Consider the following 17,248-nt stretch of genomic DNA (forward strand, 5'->3'; position numbering starts at 1 on the left):
GTCATGCCGGGTCGTGATCGCTATAACCGCTGCCGACTAAAGTTTGAGCGCCGCCCGCCGCGCATCGGCGCGGCCAGCCAGCAAGGACAGTTCGATGCCTGCCTATCGTTCCCGCACCACCACCCATGGCCGCAACATGGCCGGCGCCCGCGGCCTGTGGCGCGCAACCGGCATGAAGGACAGTGATTTCGGCAAGCCGATCATCGCCGTGGTCAATTCCTTCACCCAGTTCGTGCCGGGCCACGTGCATCTGAAGGACCTCGGCCAGCTTGTCGCGCGCGAGATCGAGAAGGCCGGCGGCGTCGCCAAGGAGTTCAACACCATCGCCGTCGATGACGGCATCGCCATGGGTCACGACGGCATGCTCTATTCGCTGCCGTCGCGCGAGCTGATCGCCGACTCGGTCGAATACATGGTCAACGCGCATTGCGCCGATGCCATGGTCTGCATCTCCAACTGCGACAAGATCACCCCCGGCATGCTGATGGCTTCGCTGCGCCTCAATATCCCGACCGTCTTCGTCTCCGGCGGACCGATGGAGGCCGGCAAGGTGGTGCTGGCCGGCAAGGCGCAGGCGCTCGACCTGGTCGACGCCATGGTCGCGGCCGCCGACGACAAGATCTCCGACGAGGACGTCAAGGTCATCGAACGCTCGGCCTGCCCGACCTGCGGTTCCTGCTCCGGCATGTTCACCGCCAATTCGATGAACTGCCTGACCGAGGCGCTGGGCCTGTCTCTGCCCGGCAACGGTTCGACCTTGGCCACCCATGCCGACCGCAAGCGTCTGTTCGTCGAGGCCGGCCATCTCGTCGTCGATCTCGCCCAGCGCTATTACGAGCAGGACGACGAAACGGCACTGCCGCGCAGCATCGCCTCCAAGGGCGCCTTCGAGAACGCCATGGCGCTCGATATCGCCATGGGTGGTTCGACCAACACGGTTCTGCACATCCTCGCCGCCGCCCATGAGGGCGAGGTCGATTTCACCATGGAGGACATCGATCGGCTGTCGCGCAAGGTGCCTGTGCTTTGCAAGGTCGCGCCAGCCAAGTCCGACGTCCACATGGAGGACGTCCACCGCGCCGGCGGCATCATGGCCATTCTCGGCCAGCTCGACGAGGCCGGTCTGATCAATCGCGACCTGCCGACTGTGCATACGGCGACCCTTGGCGAGGCCCTCGACCATTGGGATATTTCGCGCACCTCTGCCGAAAATGTCCGCGACTTCTTCCTGGCCGCTCCCGGCGGCGTGCCGACCCAGGTCGCCTTCAGCCAGGATCGCCGCTGGGACGAGCTCGACACCGACCGGAAGAAAGGCGTCATCCGCTCGGCCAAGACGCCGTTCTCGAAAGACGGTGGCCTTGCCGTGCTGAAGGGCAATCTGGCGCTCGACGGCTGCATCGTGAAGACCGCCGGCGTCGACGAATCGATCCTGAAGTTCACCGGCCCGGCCCGCGTCTTCGAAAGCCAGGACGCCTCCGTCAAGGCGATCCTCGGCAACGAGATCAAGGCCGGCGACATCGTCGTCATCCGCTATGAGGGACCGCGCGGCGGCCCCGGCATGCAGGAGATGCTCTACCCGACCAGCTACCTGAAGTCGAAGGGCCTCGGCAAAGCCTGCGCCCTGATCACCGACGGCCGCTTCTCCGGTGGCACGTCCGGCCTGTCGATCGGCCACGTTTCGCCGGAAGCCGCCGAAGGCGGCGCGATCGGGCTGGTCCAGGAAGGCGACACGATCGAGATCGACATCCCCAACCGCACGATCCGGCTCGCCATCAGCGACGCCGAGCTTGAAGCGCGCCGCACGGCGATGAATGCGAAAGGCCCGGATGGCTGGAAGCCGGCCGAAAAGCGCAAGCGCAAGGTGACGACCGCGCTGCGCGCCTACGCCGCCTTCGCCACCAGCGCCGACAAGGGCGCTGTGCGGAAAGTGCCGGAGTAATGAACGCCTCTCCTTCTCCCGCAAGGGGAGAAGGAGAGCGCCGCGCTACGGCATCAGCTGATATTCATAAAGTTTCTGGTAGAGCCCGCCTTGCTTGAGCAGGGCCTTGTGCGGGCCGCTTTCCACCACCCTGCCCTTTTCCAGCACCACGATCGTGTCGGCTTGGTGCACGGTGGAAAGCCGATGCGCGATCACGATGGTCGTGCGGCCGACGGTGAGCTGCTGCAGCGCGTCGCGGAACAGCGCTTCCGACTCGGCGTCGAGCGCGCTGGTCGCCTCGTCGAGCAGCAGGATCTCGGCGTTGCGCAGCATGGCGCGCGCGATCGAGATGCGCTGGCGCTGGCCGCCAGACAAAAGCGAACCGTTCTCGCCGACCTCCGTGTCGTAGCCCTTGGTCATGGCGCTGATGAACTCATGCGCGTTGGCGGCCTTGGCGGCGGCGATCACCTCTTCGTCGGTTGCGCCCTCGCGGCCGAGACGGATATTGTGCATGACCGTGCCGGCAAACAGGAACGTGTCCTGGCTGACATAGGCGATCTTTTGCCTGAGCGAATCGAGCGTCGCGAACGAGATATCCTGGCCGTCGAACATCACCTTGCCGGTCTGCGGGTCGTACATGCGCATGATCAGGTTGAGGATCGTCGACTTGCCGCTGCCGGACGGCCCGACCAGCGCCGTCATCTTGCCGGCCTCGAGCGTCAGGTCAAAACCTTCGAACACCGGCGGGCTTTCCGGATAGGCGAAGCTCACATTGTCGAACCGGATTTCGCCCGGGCCGGGTTGCAGCGGAGTGGCGCCGGGTTTCTCGGCCAGCGTCAGCGGCCGGTCGGCGAGCTGGAACATCATGCGCACGCCGACGATGCCGGTCTCAAGCGAGATGCGAACGCGGGCCAGGCGCTTTGCCGGCTCATAGGCCAAGAGCAGCGACGCGATGAAGGCCATGATGTTGCCCGGCATCTGCCCGCCCTGCAGCACCAGGAAGCCGCTGACAAAGACCGCCCCGGCGATCGCCAGGCCGGCAAGCGTTTCCATCACCGGACTGGTGGCGGCCTCTAGCGTCGCGATGTTGTTGGCGCGGTTCTCGACATCGGAGACGGCCTTGTACATGCGTTTGCGCATCGCGCCTTCGAGGTTGAAGGATTTGACGACGCGCACGCCGATCGCCGTCTCCTGCATCACATGCACGATCTGGCCAAGCGACATGAATTCCATGGACGCGATCTTGCGCACGCGTTTCAGGATGCGGTTGACGCCATAGATCGCCACTGGCCCGACGGCAAAGCAGATCAGCGACAGCCATGGCTGTTGCCAAACCATGACCGCGACCAGCACGATCAATGTCACCAGGTCGCGCACATAGGAGGTGACGACGAGATCCAGCACGCTGCGCGCGGCCTGAGCGTTGTTGGTCATGCGGGCGATCAGGTCGGCCGACGAGGTCGAATGGTAGAATTCGATGCCCTGCGCCAGGATGCGATCGTAGATTTTGCGCTGCCGGTCGGCGATGATGGCGTTGCCGACACGGCTCATGCAATAGGCCTGCACGAACGTTGCGAAGCCCTTGAGCAGGAAGATCCCCGCGACGCTCGCCGCTATCATGTTGACACGGTCGAGCCTCTTGAAGACGACGAATTCGTTGGTGATCTCGCGCAGGATCCAGGCGCTGGCGCCAGTCATGGCGGCCACCACCAGCATCGAGACTATGGCTGCGCCATAGCCGAATCTATGCTCGTGGAAGGATTCCCTCACCAGCCTTGCGATGAGGCGCTGGTTTTCCGTGGAACGGAAGAAGCGAAACAACGGCCGATCCTGAGTCTGGCTGCGAGAATTTCGGATTCGCCACGAGGGCGAGAGGCGGCTTATAGAGCGAGTTGCGGCGCGATGGAACCTTTCGGCTGCCGGGGAAAGAAAAGGCTGCGCCAGGCTGTCTTTTCGGCCACGATGATTGCCGATACTTGAAAAGGGTGACGACAGATGGATTTCGACCTCATCGTGCGCGGCGGCACGCTGCCGGACGGCAGGATTGCCGATATCGGCATTGCCGGCGAAACCATCCGGGCGGTCGAGCAGAAACTGCCGGGCTCCGCGCCGACCGAGATCGACGCTCGCGGCAATCTGGTCTCGCCGCCCTTCGTCGATCCGCATTTCCATATGGATGCAACGCTGTCCTACGGCATCCCGCGCATCAACGCTTCCGGAACGCTGCTCGAAGGCATTGCGCTGTGGGGCGAGCTGAAGCCGCTTCTGACGCATGAAGCGGTGCGCGAGCGCGCGCTCGCCTATTGCGACTGGGCGGTGTCGATGGGCCTGCTCGCCATCCGCAGCCATGTCGACGTCTGCGACGACCGGTTGCTCGCGGTGGAAGCGCTGCTCGACGTCAAGAAAACCGTCGCGCCCTATATCGACCTGCAATTGGTCGCCTTTCCGCAGGACGGCCTCTATCGCTCTCCGACGGCGCTGAAGAACACCATCCGCGCGCTCGACAAGGGCGTCGATATCGTCGGCGGCATCCCGCATTTCGAGCGCACCATGGCCGACGGCATGCGCTCGGTCATGGAGCTTTGCGAGATCGCGGCCAAACGCGGCCTGATGGTCGACATGCATTGCGACGAGACCGACGATCCGCTGTCGCGCCATATCGAGCAACTGGCCTATGAAACGCAGCGCCTCGGGTTGCAGGGCAGGGTGGCCGGCTCGCACCTCACCTCCATGCATTCGATGGACAATTACTACGTCTCGAAGCTTTTGCCGCTCATCGCCGAGGCCGGCGTGTCGGCAATCCCCAATCCCCTGATCAACATCATGCTGCAGGGGCGCCACGACACCTTCCCGAAGCGGCGCGGCCTGACCCGGGTCAAGGAGATGCAGGCGCTCGGGATCCGCGTCGGCTGGGGCCAGGATTGCGTGCTCGACCCCTGGTATTCGCTAGGCACGGCCGACATGCTCGACGTCGCCTTCATGGGCCTGCATGTCGCGCAGATGTCGAGCCCGGCCGACATGGCGCGCTGCTTCGACATGGTGACCAACGTCAACGCCGCCATCATGGGACTGGACCATCTGGGCCTCGCGGTCGGCAAGCGGGCGAGCCTTGTCGTGCTCGATGCCGGCAACGCGATCGAAGCCGTTCGCCTGCGCCCCGAGCGCCTCTGCGTCATTGCCAGGGGCAAGGTTGTGGCCGAGCGGACCAGGCAGGAAACGCGGCTGTCGATCGCCGGCCGGCCGGCGCAAGTGAACAGGCGGCACAATGCCGGCTAGCCGATTTCCGCCGCTGGTCTTACCGATTTCCCCGAATTTCCCTCGTCAAACCAGCTGCTTGCGGTTAGGGAGCCGGCATGGCCCTGTCCCTTGCGCGCAATTTCACGATCAGGAACATGTTGCTCGCCGGCATCCTCTTGATGCTGGCCGGCGACTTCATGTTCGCGCTGAACGACGCAATGGGCAAATGGCTGGTCGCGAGCTTCTCCGTCGGACAGGTGGTGCTCATCCGCTCGATCGGCGCCTTCATCGTGCTGGGTCCGATGATCGCCAACCAGGGCACGGCCAGGCTGTTTCACATGGACCGGCCGGTTTTGCAGTTCCTGCGTGTCGTGGCCACCACAACCGATACCGGACTGTTCTATGCCGCGGTCGTCTACCTGCCGCTGGCCGACGTGATGAGCTTCTACATGGCCGGGCCGATCTACGTCGCGGCGCTGTCGCATCTGTTGCTCGGCGAAAAGGTCGGCTGGCGCCGCTGGCTGGCGATCCTGGTCGGCTTCTGCGGCGTGCTGATCATCCTGAAGCCGTCCTCGGCGGCCTTTTCGCTGTCTTCGGCCTTCGCGCTCGTGGGCAGCATCGCCTTCGGCTTCGCCATCATCCTCGGCCGTCTCCTGCGCGGCACCAGCGACACGAGTTTGGTTACCTGGCAGACCATCGGCACGCTGATTGTCGGCGGCCTGCTCACCATCGGCGCCTGGCGCACGCCGTCGGCGCTCGATTTCGGGGCCATGCTTTTGCTCGGCGTCGTCTCTTGCGCCGCGCATCTGATGATCACAAGGGCGCTGAAGCTGGCGCCGGCCTCGACGCTGGCGCCACTGCACTACACGCTGCTCCTGTGGGCGGTGGTCTTCGGCCTCGTGTTCTTCGGCGATGTCCCGGGGCCGCGTATATTGATCGGCGCGGCGATCGTCGTGCTTGCCGGCATGTTCATCTTCCATCGCCAGAAGGTGGTGGAGACCGAGGTGCCGCCCGAGAACGTGCCGAAGGGCGTGAACTAACCCGCGCGTATCGCGGCCAGATGCCTGGAGAATTCCGTTGTCTCCATCAGCGCCTTGCAGCGGGCGAAGCGGCCGTCGGCATAGGCTCGGAAATCGTCGGCCGGATTGTCGTTGGCGAGCTGGATCAGTCCCCAGAGCGTCCAGAGCAGATCGCACATCGCCTTGTAGATGACGATACGTCCGCGCTCCGCCGGCCTCGCTTCGCCACCGAAATAGGCGTGCATCAGTTCCTCGTCCTGACCGACATCGAATTTGCCCTCGACCGAAAGGTCGCCGAGGTCCCACAGCGGATCGTTCATGCCGGAATATTCCCAGTCGACGATCCACATCCGATCGCCCGTATCGAGGAAATTCTCGCACAGCGGGTCGCAATGGCAGGCGGCGAGCGGGATTGCGTGCGCGGCAAGGGCCGCGCGCACAGCTTCCGCCTCGCGCACCACGTCGTGATAGCCGGCGGGCAGCGCCACGTCCTTGGTCGACAAAACCTTGAGATAGTCGTCGATCATCGCGAACAGTTCGAAGCGGAAGGGAAAGACCGCGCCGGAAGAGTGAAGTTTGTGGAAGGCCTGGCCGGCCCGCGCCGGGCTGCCCGGCCGCGCCTTGAATTTTTCGGGCGACATCGTCTCGGCGCCAGCAATGAAACGCGTCGCCATCAGGCCGGACGCCGGATCGGCATGGAGCACTTCGGGACTGACGCCGGCCCTGGCCGCCTCGCGCGCCGCCACCGCCTCGTTGGCGCGGTTGATATATTCTTGCGTGCCCTTGCCGGGAATGCGCAGACACGCTTCGCCGGCCCTGTAGACCATGTTGGTCAGTCCGCCCAAACGCTGCAGCGGCCCGTCATAGCCCGCCAGCGCCGGAATGGCGGCCAACGCGGCGCGCGCCTCGTCCATCGTCATCCCCTTTACCATCACACGATGTTTTATAGCGGAACGGTTCCACAGTTTTTGCCGCTTGGCTACCATTGCGGATACGAATCGGCGGCGGGAGCAGAAATGGCGGACGGCAAGCACAGCGGCTCGCTAAGCGCGGCCTACGCCGCGAAGCGGCCTGAGGAAGTGGCGGCGATCTATGACAGCTGGTCCGAGACCTATGACGCCGACATGTCGGCTGCCGGCTACCGTCACCCGACGATATGCCTGGCGCTGCTTGCCCGGCACCTGCCGCGCGGCGCAGAACCCTTGCTCGACGCCGGCGCCGGCACCGGCCTGATCGGCGAATGGCTGGCCATCACCGGCTATCCGAGGGTCGAGGCGCTCAACATCTCGCAAGGCATGCTGGACAAGGCAGGCGTCAAGGGCGTCTACACGGCGCTGCATCGCCTGGCGATGGGCGACGCTTTGCCCTTCGCCGACGGCGCCTATGCCGGCATTGTTTCGGCGGGCGTCTTCACCTCGGGCCATGTCGGGGTCGAGGGACTGGACGAGCTGATCCGCATCTGCCGCCCAGGCGGCGTCATCGTGCTGACCGTCAAGAACACGCTGTGGCAGGCCGGCTTCGCCGAGCGCATCGCCGGGCTTGAGGCTCAAGGCAGGTTGAAGCGCGTCGAGGAAACGGCGCCCTATGCCTCGATGCCGGGCGAAACCGATACCGTGCCGAGCAGGGGGCTTGTGCTGCGCGTCAGCTGACCCGCTCTGCGTGGATCAGGCCCTTATCCTTGCTCCGGCCGGATCGTACATCGGCTCGAGATGGATTTTTGCCGGCGTGCGTTCCATCGCCACCACCAACTCGTAGTCGCCAGAGGTAAGGAACTCGTCGCCGACGCCGTCGGCATTGCGCACATAGCCGTAGCCGATGTTCTTGCCCACCGTGTAGCCGTGGCCGCCGCTGGTGAGGTAGCCCACCGGTTCGCCATTGCGCAGGATCGTCTCGCGCCCGACCAGCACGATCTCGGGATCGTCCACGGTGAAGCCGGCAAAACGTTTCGTCGGCGCTTTGCCGGCTGCTTTCCCCAGCGCCCTGCGTCCGACGAAGTCGGTGTTCTTGCGAAGCTTCACCGCCCAGCCGAGCCCCGCCTCCAGCGGCGTGTCGTTCGGCGTGATGTCGGAACCCCAGGCGCGGTAGCCTTTCTCCAGTCTGAGCGACTCCAGCGCGCGGTAGCCGACCGGGCGAATGCCATGCGCCTTGCCCGCCGCCATCAGCGCGTCGAAAACCTCGCCGGTGGCGGCGATCGGCGCATGCAGCTCCCAGCCGAGCTCGCCGACATAAGTGACGCGCAGCGCCTTCACGCTATGGCCGGCTATTGCGATCTCGCGCGCATGGCCGAAGGGGAAGGCGGCGTTCGAGACATCGGCCTCCGTCACCGCCGACAGCACGTCGCGGGCGCGCGGCCCCATCAGCGACAGCGTGCCGAAATCTTCCGTGACGTCCTTCAACCTGGCGTCGAGGTCCGAGCCGATATGGTCGCTTATCCAGGACAGATCATGCGTGCGGAAGCCGGTGCCGGTGACGATGTAGAACCGGTCCTCGCCGAGCCGCGACACGGTGAGGTCGGCCTCGATGCCGCCGCGCGTGTTGAGGAGCTGCGTGTAGGTCAGCCGTCCGACCGGCTTGTTGACGTCGTTGGCGCAGATCCAGTCGAGCGCCTTCAGCGCGTCCGCGCCGGTCAGCTCGTATTTGGCGAAGGAGGACTGGTCGAAGATGCCGACCTTCTCGCGCACATGACGGTGTTCGTCGCCGACCGGGCCGAACCAGTTCTGGCGGCCCATCGAATAGACGTCCTCGGCGGCCGCGCCGTCCGGCGCGAACCAGTTCGGCCGCTCCCAGCCGAGCTTGGAGCCGAACACGGCGCGGTGCGTCTTCAGCCGCTCATAGAGTGGCGAGACGATGCGCGGCCGTCCTGTTAGATACTCCTCGTGCGGGAAGCCGATCGTGTAGTGCTTGCCATAAGCTTCCAGCGTGCGGTCGCTGACCCAGTCGCGGTCGCGGTGCAGGCCGGAGAAGCGTCTGATGTCGACCACCCAGAGGTCGAGCGGCGCCTCGCCGTCGACCACCCATTGCGCCAGTACCCAGCCGGCGCCGCCGCCCGACGCGATGCCGAAGGCGTTGAAGCCGGCGCCGACGAACATGTTGGCGCATTCGGGCGCGACGCCCAGGATGAAATTGCCATCCGGCGTGAAACTCTCCGATCCGTTGATCATCTGCTTGACGCCGGCGGTTTGCAGAGCCGGAACACGCGCGATCGCCTGGGTCATATGCTGTTCGAAGTGATCGTAGTCGTCGTCGAACAGGCGGAACTCCCAGTCGTTGGGGACGTCACCCCCTGGGAGATTGGTTGTCCAGGCCTGCGGGTTGGGTTCATAGCCGCCCATCACCAGCCCGCCGACCTCTTCCTTGAAATAGGTGCGGCGGTCGGGGTCGCGGATCGTCGGCGCGTCGTTGGCCAGTCCCTCGATCTTCTCGGTGATGATGTACTGGTGCTTTACCGGCTGCAGCGGCACGTTGATGCCGGCCATCGCGCCGACCTGCCTTGCCCACTGCCCGGCGCAGTTCACCACCTTGCCGCAAGCGATGTCGCCTTTTGAAGTCTTCACCGCCGTGATGCGGCCGTCCTTCATCGCAAAGCCGGTGACGCGCACGTCCTCGAACAGTTTCGCGCCATGCATGCGCGCGCCCTTGGCGAGCGACTGGGCGATGTCGGAGGGGCTTGCCTGCCCGTCGGTCGGCAGCCACGAGGCGCCGACCAGATCGCCGGTCTCCATCAGCGGCCACATGCGCTTCACTTCCGCAGGCGACAGAAGCTGCATGTTCATGCCGAAGCTTTTTGCCGTGGTCGCCAGCCGCTTGAATTCGGTCCAACGGTCGGCGTTCGTCGCCAGCCGCAAACAGCCGGTCATCTTCCAGCCGGTCGCCAGGCCCGTCTCGGCCTCCAGTCCCTTGTAGAGATCGACAGAATATTTGAGCACGCGTGTGATCGAGGCCGAGGAGCGCAACTGCCCGACCAGTCCGGCGGCGTGCCAGGTCGAGCCCGAGGTCAGCTTGCCCTGCTCGAGAAGCACCACATCGGCCTTGTGGTCGCGTGCCAGATGATAGGCGGTGGAGCAGCCGATGATGCCGCCGCCGATGACGACGATTTCGGCATGGCTGGGCAAAGTCATGACTTGGTCCCGTATTTCGTCCAGTAATTCTCAAGCGCCGCGTCGAGCCGGACGAGGTTTTCCTCGGTATAGGCGACATAGTCGATGCCGGGCGCGTCGAGATAAAGCTCGGAGACCATGCTCCACATCGCCTCGCGCAGCAGCGAGGCGCATTGCATGGCGGCATGCGAACGGCGGATTTCGCCGTCCGGCTCCTTCATGAAATAGGCGGTCAGGAAGGCGAAGGATTCGTCGTTGCTCATGCCGGCATTGGACGCGACGCCGGCGAGGTCGAACATCGCCGTGTTGAAGCCGGCATACTCGAAGTCGATCAACCACAGCCGCTTGCCGTCGTCGAGAATATTGGCCGGCAAAAGATCGTTGTGGCCGAAGACGATCGGCAAAAGCTTCTGCGCCCGCTCGAGCTCGTCGGCGAGCGAAAGATAGCGCGGCAACTGATCCTTCTTTCGGCTGCCGCCTTCGTCCAGCGTGCGCGCATAGTCGCGGATGACGTGGAACACCCAGAACATGAAGCCGGCGCCGGAGACGTGGTTCGGCATCTCGCGATGGAAGCCGCGCAGCAGAGCCGCCACGCTGCCGAGATTGGCGCGCACATCCTCTCCGAGGAAAGTCTTGGCTCCAAGAAATTCCGTCACCAGTATGCCGGGCTCGGCATAATGCACGGCCGGCGCGAAGCCCGCCGCATGCGCTGCCCGCGCCGTCATCACCTCGCGCTCGCGAAAGACATGGTGGAACGGGAAGTCCTGGCCGAAGCGCACGACATGGCGCCCGGCCGCATCCGTGACGACAAAATTGGCGTTGCTGAGGCCGCCCGGCAGCGGCTCGATCTCGATGCCGTTCCAGCACGGCAGGGCGCGGATGCGGTCTTCGGCGTTCACGGCTTCGTTCCGGCCTCAGCCGGCCCCGCCCAAAACAAGGATGGCAAAAAATGAAAAAGCCTCGTCGGTGCGAGACGCCAGGATCGGTATCCCGCACCGCACCGACGAGCCCCTTGGCCAGGTATGATATCCCGGCATCCGCCCCCGCGGATTCGATAAAAACTCGCGCCTGGCTGGTTCCAGGCGATCTGGTCACTAGGCTGCGGCTCTGCCATCACCCTCCCGCGGCAGTTCCGAGCCTGTCACAAGGTTAATGTCATGCCAGGGTGGCAGAGCTGTCAATCAAAAGCTGTGACTTTTTTTGGGTGTTTTGCCCGAAAATATAAGCGACTCCTTTCAAAGCGTTGCCAAAGCCTTAAATTCGGTCAAAGTGCCGGGACATCCACATGATCCATTCGAAACGGCATGGCGAAATCCTGCGGCTCCTTAACGAGGAGGGCACGATCACCATAGCCAGCCTTGCCGAACGTCTGGGCGTCTCGCTGGAAACGGTGCGGCGCGACGTCAAGCCGCTGGCCGACGACGGGTCGGTGCTGAAGATGCATGGCGCCGTGGGCCTTGCCTCGATGGTGGGCGAGGCGCCGTTCGAGCGGCGCATGCGCGAAAATGCCGAAGCCAAGCGCCTGATCGCCAGGATGGTCGCGGCCACGATCCGCGATGGCGAGGCGATCATGCTCGACACCGGCACGACCACATCCTTCCTCGCGCGAGAGTTGCTCGGCCATCGCCGGCTGACGGTGGTCACCAATTCCTCCGACATCGCCCGCACGCTGGCGACGGTGAACGGCAATAAGGTCTATATGGCCGGCGGCGAGCTGCGCAGCGATTCAGGCGCGGCTTTCGGCATCTCGGCGATCGAGTTCGTCAGCCGCTTTTCGGTCGATCACGCGGTGATTTCGATCGGCGCGGTCGACGCCGCCGCCGGCCTCACCGACTACGAGCTGGAAGAGGCGGAATTCGCCCGCATGGTGCTGTCGCGCGGCCAGCGCTCGCTGGTCATCACCGACCATACCAAGTTCGGCCGCCAAGGACTGGTCCGGGTCTGCGGCTTCGACGGCTTTTCCGAGCTCGTCACCGACCAGCCGCCGCCACGCGACATAGCCGCCGCGCTGAGCCAGGCCGGCGCCCGGCTCAGTATTGCCGCAGCCTGACGCGCCCAGGAATGAGAGGCTAACCGAACACCAGCGACTGGTGCACCGCAACCCCGGCCATCGCGCCGCCCGACACCGCGAAGGCGATGTTGTGCATCAGGCGCGCGGCGTCTCCAGCCGCGAAGACGCCGGGCACCGATGTCTGCTGCTTGTCGTCCACGACGATCGCCCGGCCAAGCGGGCCTTCGTTGAAGGCGCAGCCCAGCTGCTCGGCGAGCGGACTTGCCATTTCGTTGCGCGGCGCGGTGAACAGCGCCCGCACGCTTGCGCTGCGATTACCATCCAGCCTGACGACCAGACCGTCGGCGCCGTTGTTGTGCACTTCCGCCACTTTAGCCGGCTCGAACCTGATGTTGCGCTTCTCCAATGCCCGCGCCTGGTCCGTGTCCGGTTCGAACAAGCCGTCGGCGAACAGCGTGACGTCGCCCCAGTCGGAAATCAGCTCGGCCTGGTGCAGCGACATCGGTCCGGTCGCCAGCACGCCGAGCGGCCCGCCGGCCACTTCGTAGCCGTGGCAATAGGGGCAATGCAGCACCGTCTTGCCCCACTGCGCGGCAAGTCCTGGAACGTCCGGCAGGATGTCGCGGACACCGGTGGCGAGCACCAGCCGTGTCGCGCCGAAGCCCTCGCCATCGTCCATCCGGACCTCGAAGCCGGCGCCGGCAGCGGCGGCCCGCTCGGCGCGGCCGTCCATCACCTTGACGGTGGGATAGGCAAGCAACTGTGCCCTGGCCTCGTCGAGGATGTCCGACGGCGCCCGCCCGTCCTGGCCGAAGAAGCCATGCGAATGCTCGGCAAAGCGGTTCCGCGGCTGCCCGGCATCGATCACCAGCACCTTGCGCCGCCCGCGCGCCGCATACATGGCGGCGGAGAGGCCGGCAAAGCTGCCGCCGACGACGATCACATCATACTGCATGGCTGGATACTCCAATCAGGTCATAACGGCGGCGGAAGTCGGCCGTCAGGTCGGCCAGCGTGATATGGCTGAGCCGCTCAGTGAGCAGCCTTTCCGCCTCCAGGCGAAAATCGTCGAGCACGGCGATCACCGCCTGCTCGACCAGGCACCCGGGACTTTCCGGCTCGGTGCTGAACGGCAGCAGCGTTTCGCCGAGCGCGGCGCTGATCTCGGCCAGCGAGATCTTGTCCGGCGCGCGGCCGAGCTGCCAGCCGCCGCCATGGCCGCGCGACGAGGTGACGACGCCGGCCTCGCGCAAGCCGGCGATGGTGCGGCGCACGACCACCGGATTGGTGTGGATGAAGCCGGCCAGTTGCTCCGAGGTCAGCGCCCGGTCGGGCGCGTCGGCCATGTGGACGAGGATATGCAGGGTCGAGGACAGTCGGCTGTTGCGTTTCATGTAACTTAGATAGTTACGAATACAGCGGCCGTCAAGTTTTGGACCTTGCCCACTTCCCAGCACCGCATTGGCCGGTGTTTAGTCCGGCCATGGCTTTCACCATCCGCCAATTGCAGTTCTTCGTCGCCGTCGCCGAGCAGGGCACCGTCTCGGGCGCCGCGCAGAACCTGTCGATTTCCCAGTCCTCGGTCACCGAGGCGATCAAGGAATTGGAGAGCGATCTCGGCGTCGAGCTGTTCGAGCGCCATCCGCGCGGCCTCAACATCACCCACAAGGGTCACCAGTTCCTGCGCCACGCGACCAAGATCCTGGCCGATGTCTCCGATGCGCGCCGTTCCTTCTCCAGCGAGCAGGCCGCCGGGGGCGGCCGCCTGCAGCTTGGCGTCACCTCGCTGGTCGCCGGCTATGTGCTCTCCGATCTGCTCGCCCGCTACCGCCGCGCCTATCCCGGCGTCGAGGTGTCGGCCATCGAGGACAATGGCGACTATCTCGAGCACCTTCTGGTCGGTGGCAAGCTCGACATCGCCGTCATGGTGACGTCCAACCTGCGCGACCGCACCGCGCTGCAGTCGGAAATCCTGGAAGTTTCGGCCTACCGGCTGTGGGTTCCGCTCAGCCACAGGCTCGCCAGCGCCGACATCATCTCGATCGGCGATATCGCGTCCGAGCCGCTGATCATGCTCACCGTCGACGAGATAGAGGAGAACACTGGCAAGCTGCTGTCGGCGATCGGCGCCCGGCCGCATGTCGCCTTCCGCACCCGCTCGGTCGAGGCGGTGCGCAGCCTTGTCGCCACCGGCGCCGGCGTGGCGCTGCTGCCCGACCTCGTCTACCGGCCCTGGTCGCTGGAAGGCGACCGCATCGAATCGCGCGACGTTTCCGGCGCGCTGCCAGTGGTCCAAGTCGGCACCGTCTGGCGCCGCGGCTCCGGCCTGCCGCAGGCCGCGCGCGACTTCATCGGCCTCGCGCAGTCGCAGCGGATGGTGCGCCAGCGACTGTGATACCTATCGGTAAAACCGATATCGGCTTTCTGATAAATGAATTTGCGAAACCGGATTTTTCACAGCACCTTCCGTTCAGGGAACAAAGCCGCGCCCTGAGAGCGCTGCCCCTAGCAATGGGAGATCGACGATGAATGCATTCCTGAAGTCGTGCACGGCGCTGACAGTCGCGCTGACTTTTTCCAGTCAGGCCATCGCCCAGGTCAAGGAACTCGGCAAGGGCGAGGGTGAGGTCAACATCGTTGCCTGGCCGGGCTATATCGAGCGCGGCGAGACCGACAAGGGCTATGACTGGGTGACGGCTTTCGAGAAGGAAAGCGGCTGCAAGGTCAACGTCAAGACCGCCAACACCTCGGACGAGATGGTCTCGCTGATGAACGAAGGCGGCTTCGACCTCGTCACCGCTTCGGGCGATGCTTCACTGCGCCTCGTCGCCGGCAAGCGTGTCCAGCCGATCAACACCGATCTGATCCCAAGCTGGAAGACCGTCGACGACCGCCTGAAGGATGCGCCCTGGTTCACCGTCGACAAGGTGCATTACGGCGTTCCCTACCAGTGGGGCCCGAACATCCTGATGTACAGCACCGACGTCTTCAAGGAAGCGCCCAAGAGCTGGAATGTCGTCTTCGAGGAAATGAAGTTGCCCGACGGCAAGTCGAACAAGGGCCGCGTCCAGGCCTATGACGGCCCGATCCACATCGCCGACGCCGCCAACTATTTGATGTTCCACAAGCCGGAACTCGGCATCAAGGATCCCTACGAGTTGAACGAAGACCAGTACAAGGCGGCGCTCGATCTGTTGCGCACGCAGCGCACGCTGGTCGGCCGCTACTGGCACGATGCCGCGATCCAGGTCGACGACTTTCAGAACGAAGGCGTGGTCGCCTCCGGCTCATGGCCCTATCAGGTCAACACGCTGGTCGCCGCCAAGAAGCCGGTCGCCTCGACCGTGCCGGAAGAGGGTGTCACCGGTTGGGCCGACACCACCATGATGGAAGCCGACGCCGCTCATCCGAACTGCGCCTATATGTGGCTCGAGCATTCCTTGTCGCCGAAGGTCCAGGGCGACGTCTCGGCCTGGTTCGGCTCGCTGCCGGTCGTGCCCGCCGCCTGCAAGGGCAACGAACTGCTCGGCGGGGAAGGCTGCAAGACCAACGGCTACGAGAATTTCGACAAGATCAAGTTCTGGAAGACGCCGGTGTCGAAATGCGCCAGCCAGAACGACCAGTGCGTGCCTTACTACCGCTGGGTGTCGGACTATATCGGCGTCATCGGCGGCCGGTGATCTCCTAGTCCTCCCTCCGGGGGTAGGTTCGAGATGCAGTGTCGGGGTGGGGGCGATCCCCACCCGAGGCTAAACCGCGACCTCTCGCGGGGAGGTGGTTCGCCGCGCGAATTTCCCAGACCCGGCTATAGACAGTCCGGCTATAGACAGACAGGCCCATGACCTCTGCCGTTTCCTTCAAACAAGTCTCGCGCCATTTTGGCAACGTGCGCGCCGTCGACGCCGTCGATCTCGACATCGTACCGGGCGAGTTCTTCGCCATGCTGGGGCCGTCAGGGTCCGGCAAGACGACCTGCCTGCGTCTCATCGCCGGCTTCGAGCAGCCGACGGCCGGCTCGATCTCCATCTTCGGCGCCCGCGCCGAGGGCGTGCCGCCCTATCGCCGCAACGTCAACACCGTCTTCCAGGACTATGCGCTGTTCCCGCATCTCAACGTGCTCGACAACGTCGCTTACGGCCTGATGGTCAAGGGCGTCGGCAAGGCCGAGCGGCTGAAGGCGGCGGAGGAAGCGCTGTCGCTGGTGCGCCTGCCGGGCTATGGCGCGCGCCGCCCCGGCCAGCTATCCGGCGGCCAGCGCCAACGTGTCGCGCTTGCCCGCGCGCTGGTCAACCAGCCCAAGGTGCTGCTGCTGGACGAGCCGCTCGGCGCGCTCGACCTCAAGCTGCGCGAGAACATGCAGGAGGAATTGAAATCGCTGCAGAAGGTACTCGGCATCACCTTCGTCTTCGTCACCCACGACCAGGGCGAGGCGCTTTCCATGGCCGACCGCGTCGCCGTCTTCAACGATGGCAGGATCATGCAGGTCGGCACTCCGGAAGATATTTACCAGCGCCCGAACACACGCTTCGTCGCCGATTTCGTCGGCTCGTCCAACGTGCTGCCGCCGGATTTCGTCCAGCGCTATTCCGGCCAGCATCGCTGGGGGAGTCTGCGCCCGGAGTCCATCCGCATCTCCAGCGCGGCCAGCGGCGACGGCGTCGCCGCGCGCCTGGTCGGGGCCAACTACCTCGGCGCCACGACAAGGCTGGCGCTCGACGCCGATGGGTTGCGGCTGCACGCGGTCGTGCCGGCGGGCACGGCGCTGCCGCCGGAAGGCGAGGCTGTGATGCTGACCTTCAACCGCGAGAGCCTGCATCTGATGGACGAGCCGGCATGACCGTGCTCGGGATAGTGGCCAGTCAGGCAGGCGAGGCGCTCTACGGCGCCCCCCTCTGGCCTGCCGGCCATCTCCCCCACAAGGGGGGAGATTGGCTGTTTCGGCGCCCCACGCATCCTTCCGACGTTG

At 64.9% G+C, this 17,248-nt stretch carries 14 protein-coding genes; 8 read left to right on the plus strand and 6 right to left on the minus strand.

From position 1 onward, the window contains the following. Positions 1–94 precede the first annotated feature (94 nt). The gene (ilvD, locus tag FJ417_RS04105; RefSeq protein WP_140782568.1) at positions 95–1,939 is read left to right on the plus strand and encodes a dihydroxy-acid dehydratase; all 1,845 of its coding nucleotides are present in this window, start codon (positions 95–97) and stop codon (positions 1,937–1,939) included. A 45-nt stretch (positions 1,940–1,984) separates the two neighbouring features. Here the strand turns inward: ilvD and FJ417_RS04110 are convergent, their stop codons facing one another. Next, on the minus strand, positions 1,985–3,739 hold the full coding sequence (locus FJ417_RS04110; RefSeq protein ID WP_140782569.1) for an ABC transporter ATP-binding protein: 1,755 nt from the start codon (positions 3,737–3,739) through the stop codon (positions 1,985–1,987). Between the two features lie 174 nt (positions 3,740–3,913). Here FJ417_RS04110 and FJ417_RS04115 point away from each other — a divergent pair, with 174 nt between their 5' ends. Together FJ417_RS04115 and FJ417_RS04120 are read left to right on the plus strand one after the other, a co-directional pair. Continuing rightward, positions 3,914–5,194: an amidohydrolase family protein gene (locus FJ417_RS04115; RefSeq protein WP_140782570.1), complete on the plus strand. Its 1,281-nt coding sequence runs from the start codon at positions 3,914–3,916 to the stop codon at positions 5,192–5,194. Positions 5,195–5,271: 77 nt separating this feature from the next. Further along, positions 5,272–6,195 (plus strand): DMT family transporter, encoded by a 924-nt coding sequence (locus FJ417_RS04120; RefSeq protein WP_140782571.1) that lies wholly within the window; start codon positions 5,272–5,274, stop codon positions 6,193–6,195. Here the strand turns inward: FJ417_RS04120 and FJ417_RS04125 are convergent. Further along, positions 6,192–7,094, minus strand: a complete 903-nt coding sequence (locus FJ417_RS04125) for a phosphotransferase family protein (RefSeq protein ID WP_140782572.1) — start codon at positions 7,092–7,094, stop codon at positions 6,192–6,194. The genes FJ417_RS04120 and FJ417_RS04125 overlap by 4 nt on opposite strands. Before the next feature lie 96 nt (positions 7,095–7,190). Here FJ417_RS04125 and FJ417_RS04130 point away from each other — a divergent pair, with 96 nt between their 5' ends. Next, positions 7,191–7,823, plus strand: coding sequence for a class I SAM-dependent methyltransferase (locus FJ417_RS04130; RefSeq protein ID WP_140782573.1), 633 nt, complete (start codon positions 7,191–7,193; stop codon positions 7,821–7,823). 15 nt (positions 7,824–7,838) lie between these two features. On the opposite strand, the gene FJ417_RS04135 is transcribed toward FJ417_RS04130, so the two are convergent. After that, entirely contained in the window at positions 7,839–10,292 is a 2,454-nt protein-coding gene (locus FJ417_RS04135; RefSeq protein WP_140782574.1) for an FAD-dependent oxidoreductase, read from the minus strand. After that, positions 10,289–11,170: a phosphotransferase family protein gene (locus tag FJ417_RS04140; protein ID WP_140782575.1), complete on the minus strand. Its 882-nt coding sequence runs from the start codon at positions 11,168–11,170 to the stop codon at positions 10,289–10,291. Before FJ417_RS04140 ends, FJ417_RS04135 begins: the two co-directional genes overlap by 4 nt. A 386-nt stretch (positions 11,171–11,556) precedes the next feature. On the opposite strand from FJ417_RS04140, the gene FJ417_RS04145 reads away from it, so the two are divergent. Next, positions 11,557–12,321: a DeoR/GlpR family DNA-binding transcription regulator gene (locus FJ417_RS04145; RefSeq protein ID WP_140647059.1), complete on the plus strand. Its 765-nt coding sequence runs from the start codon at positions 11,557–11,559 to the stop codon at positions 12,319–12,321. Between the two features lie 19 nt (positions 12,322–12,340). On the opposite strand, the gene FJ417_RS04150 is transcribed toward FJ417_RS04145, so the two are convergent. Further along, complete coding sequence (locus FJ417_RS04150) at positions 12,341–13,237, minus strand: NAD(P)/FAD-dependent oxidoreductase (protein ID WP_140782576.1); 897 nt, start codon at positions 13,235–13,237, stop codon at positions 12,341–12,343. After that, positions 13,227–13,676: an Rrf2 family transcriptional regulator gene (locus FJ417_RS04155; protein ID WP_140647061.1), complete on the minus strand. Its 450-nt coding sequence runs from the start codon at positions 13,674–13,676 to the stop codon at positions 13,227–13,229. The genes FJ417_RS04150 and FJ417_RS04155 overlap by 11 nt, the downstream gene beginning before the upstream one ends. An 89-nt stretch (positions 13,677–13,765) precedes the next feature. Here FJ417_RS04155 and FJ417_RS04160 point away from each other — a divergent pair, with 89 nt between their 5' ends. From FJ417_RS04160 to FJ417_RS04170, 3 genes are all read left to right on the plus strand, one after another. Next, positions 13,766–14,677 (plus strand): LysR substrate-binding domain-containing protein, encoded by a 912-nt coding sequence (locus FJ417_RS04160; RefSeq protein ID WP_140782577.1) that lies wholly within the window; start codon positions 13,766–13,768, stop codon positions 14,675–14,677. Positions 14,678–14,807: 130 nt separating this feature from the next. Further along, positions 14,808–15,962, plus strand: coding sequence for an ABC transporter substrate-binding protein (locus FJ417_RS04165; protein ID WP_140782578.1), 1,155 nt, complete (start codon positions 14,808–14,810; stop codon positions 15,960–15,962). Between the two features lie 158 nt (positions 15,963–16,120). Beyond that, a complete protein-coding gene (locus FJ417_RS04170) occupies positions 16,121–17,119 on the plus strand; it encodes an ABC transporter ATP-binding protein (protein WP_140782579.1) in 999 nt (332 codons plus the stop codon). The last annotated feature ends 129 nt before the right edge of the window (positions 17,120–17,248 follow it).

It is taken from the genome of Mesorhizobium sp. B3-1-7 (assembly GCF_006439385.1).
GTDB lineage: Bacteria > Pseudomonadota > Alphaproteobacteria > Rhizobiales > Rhizobiaceae > Mesorhizobium.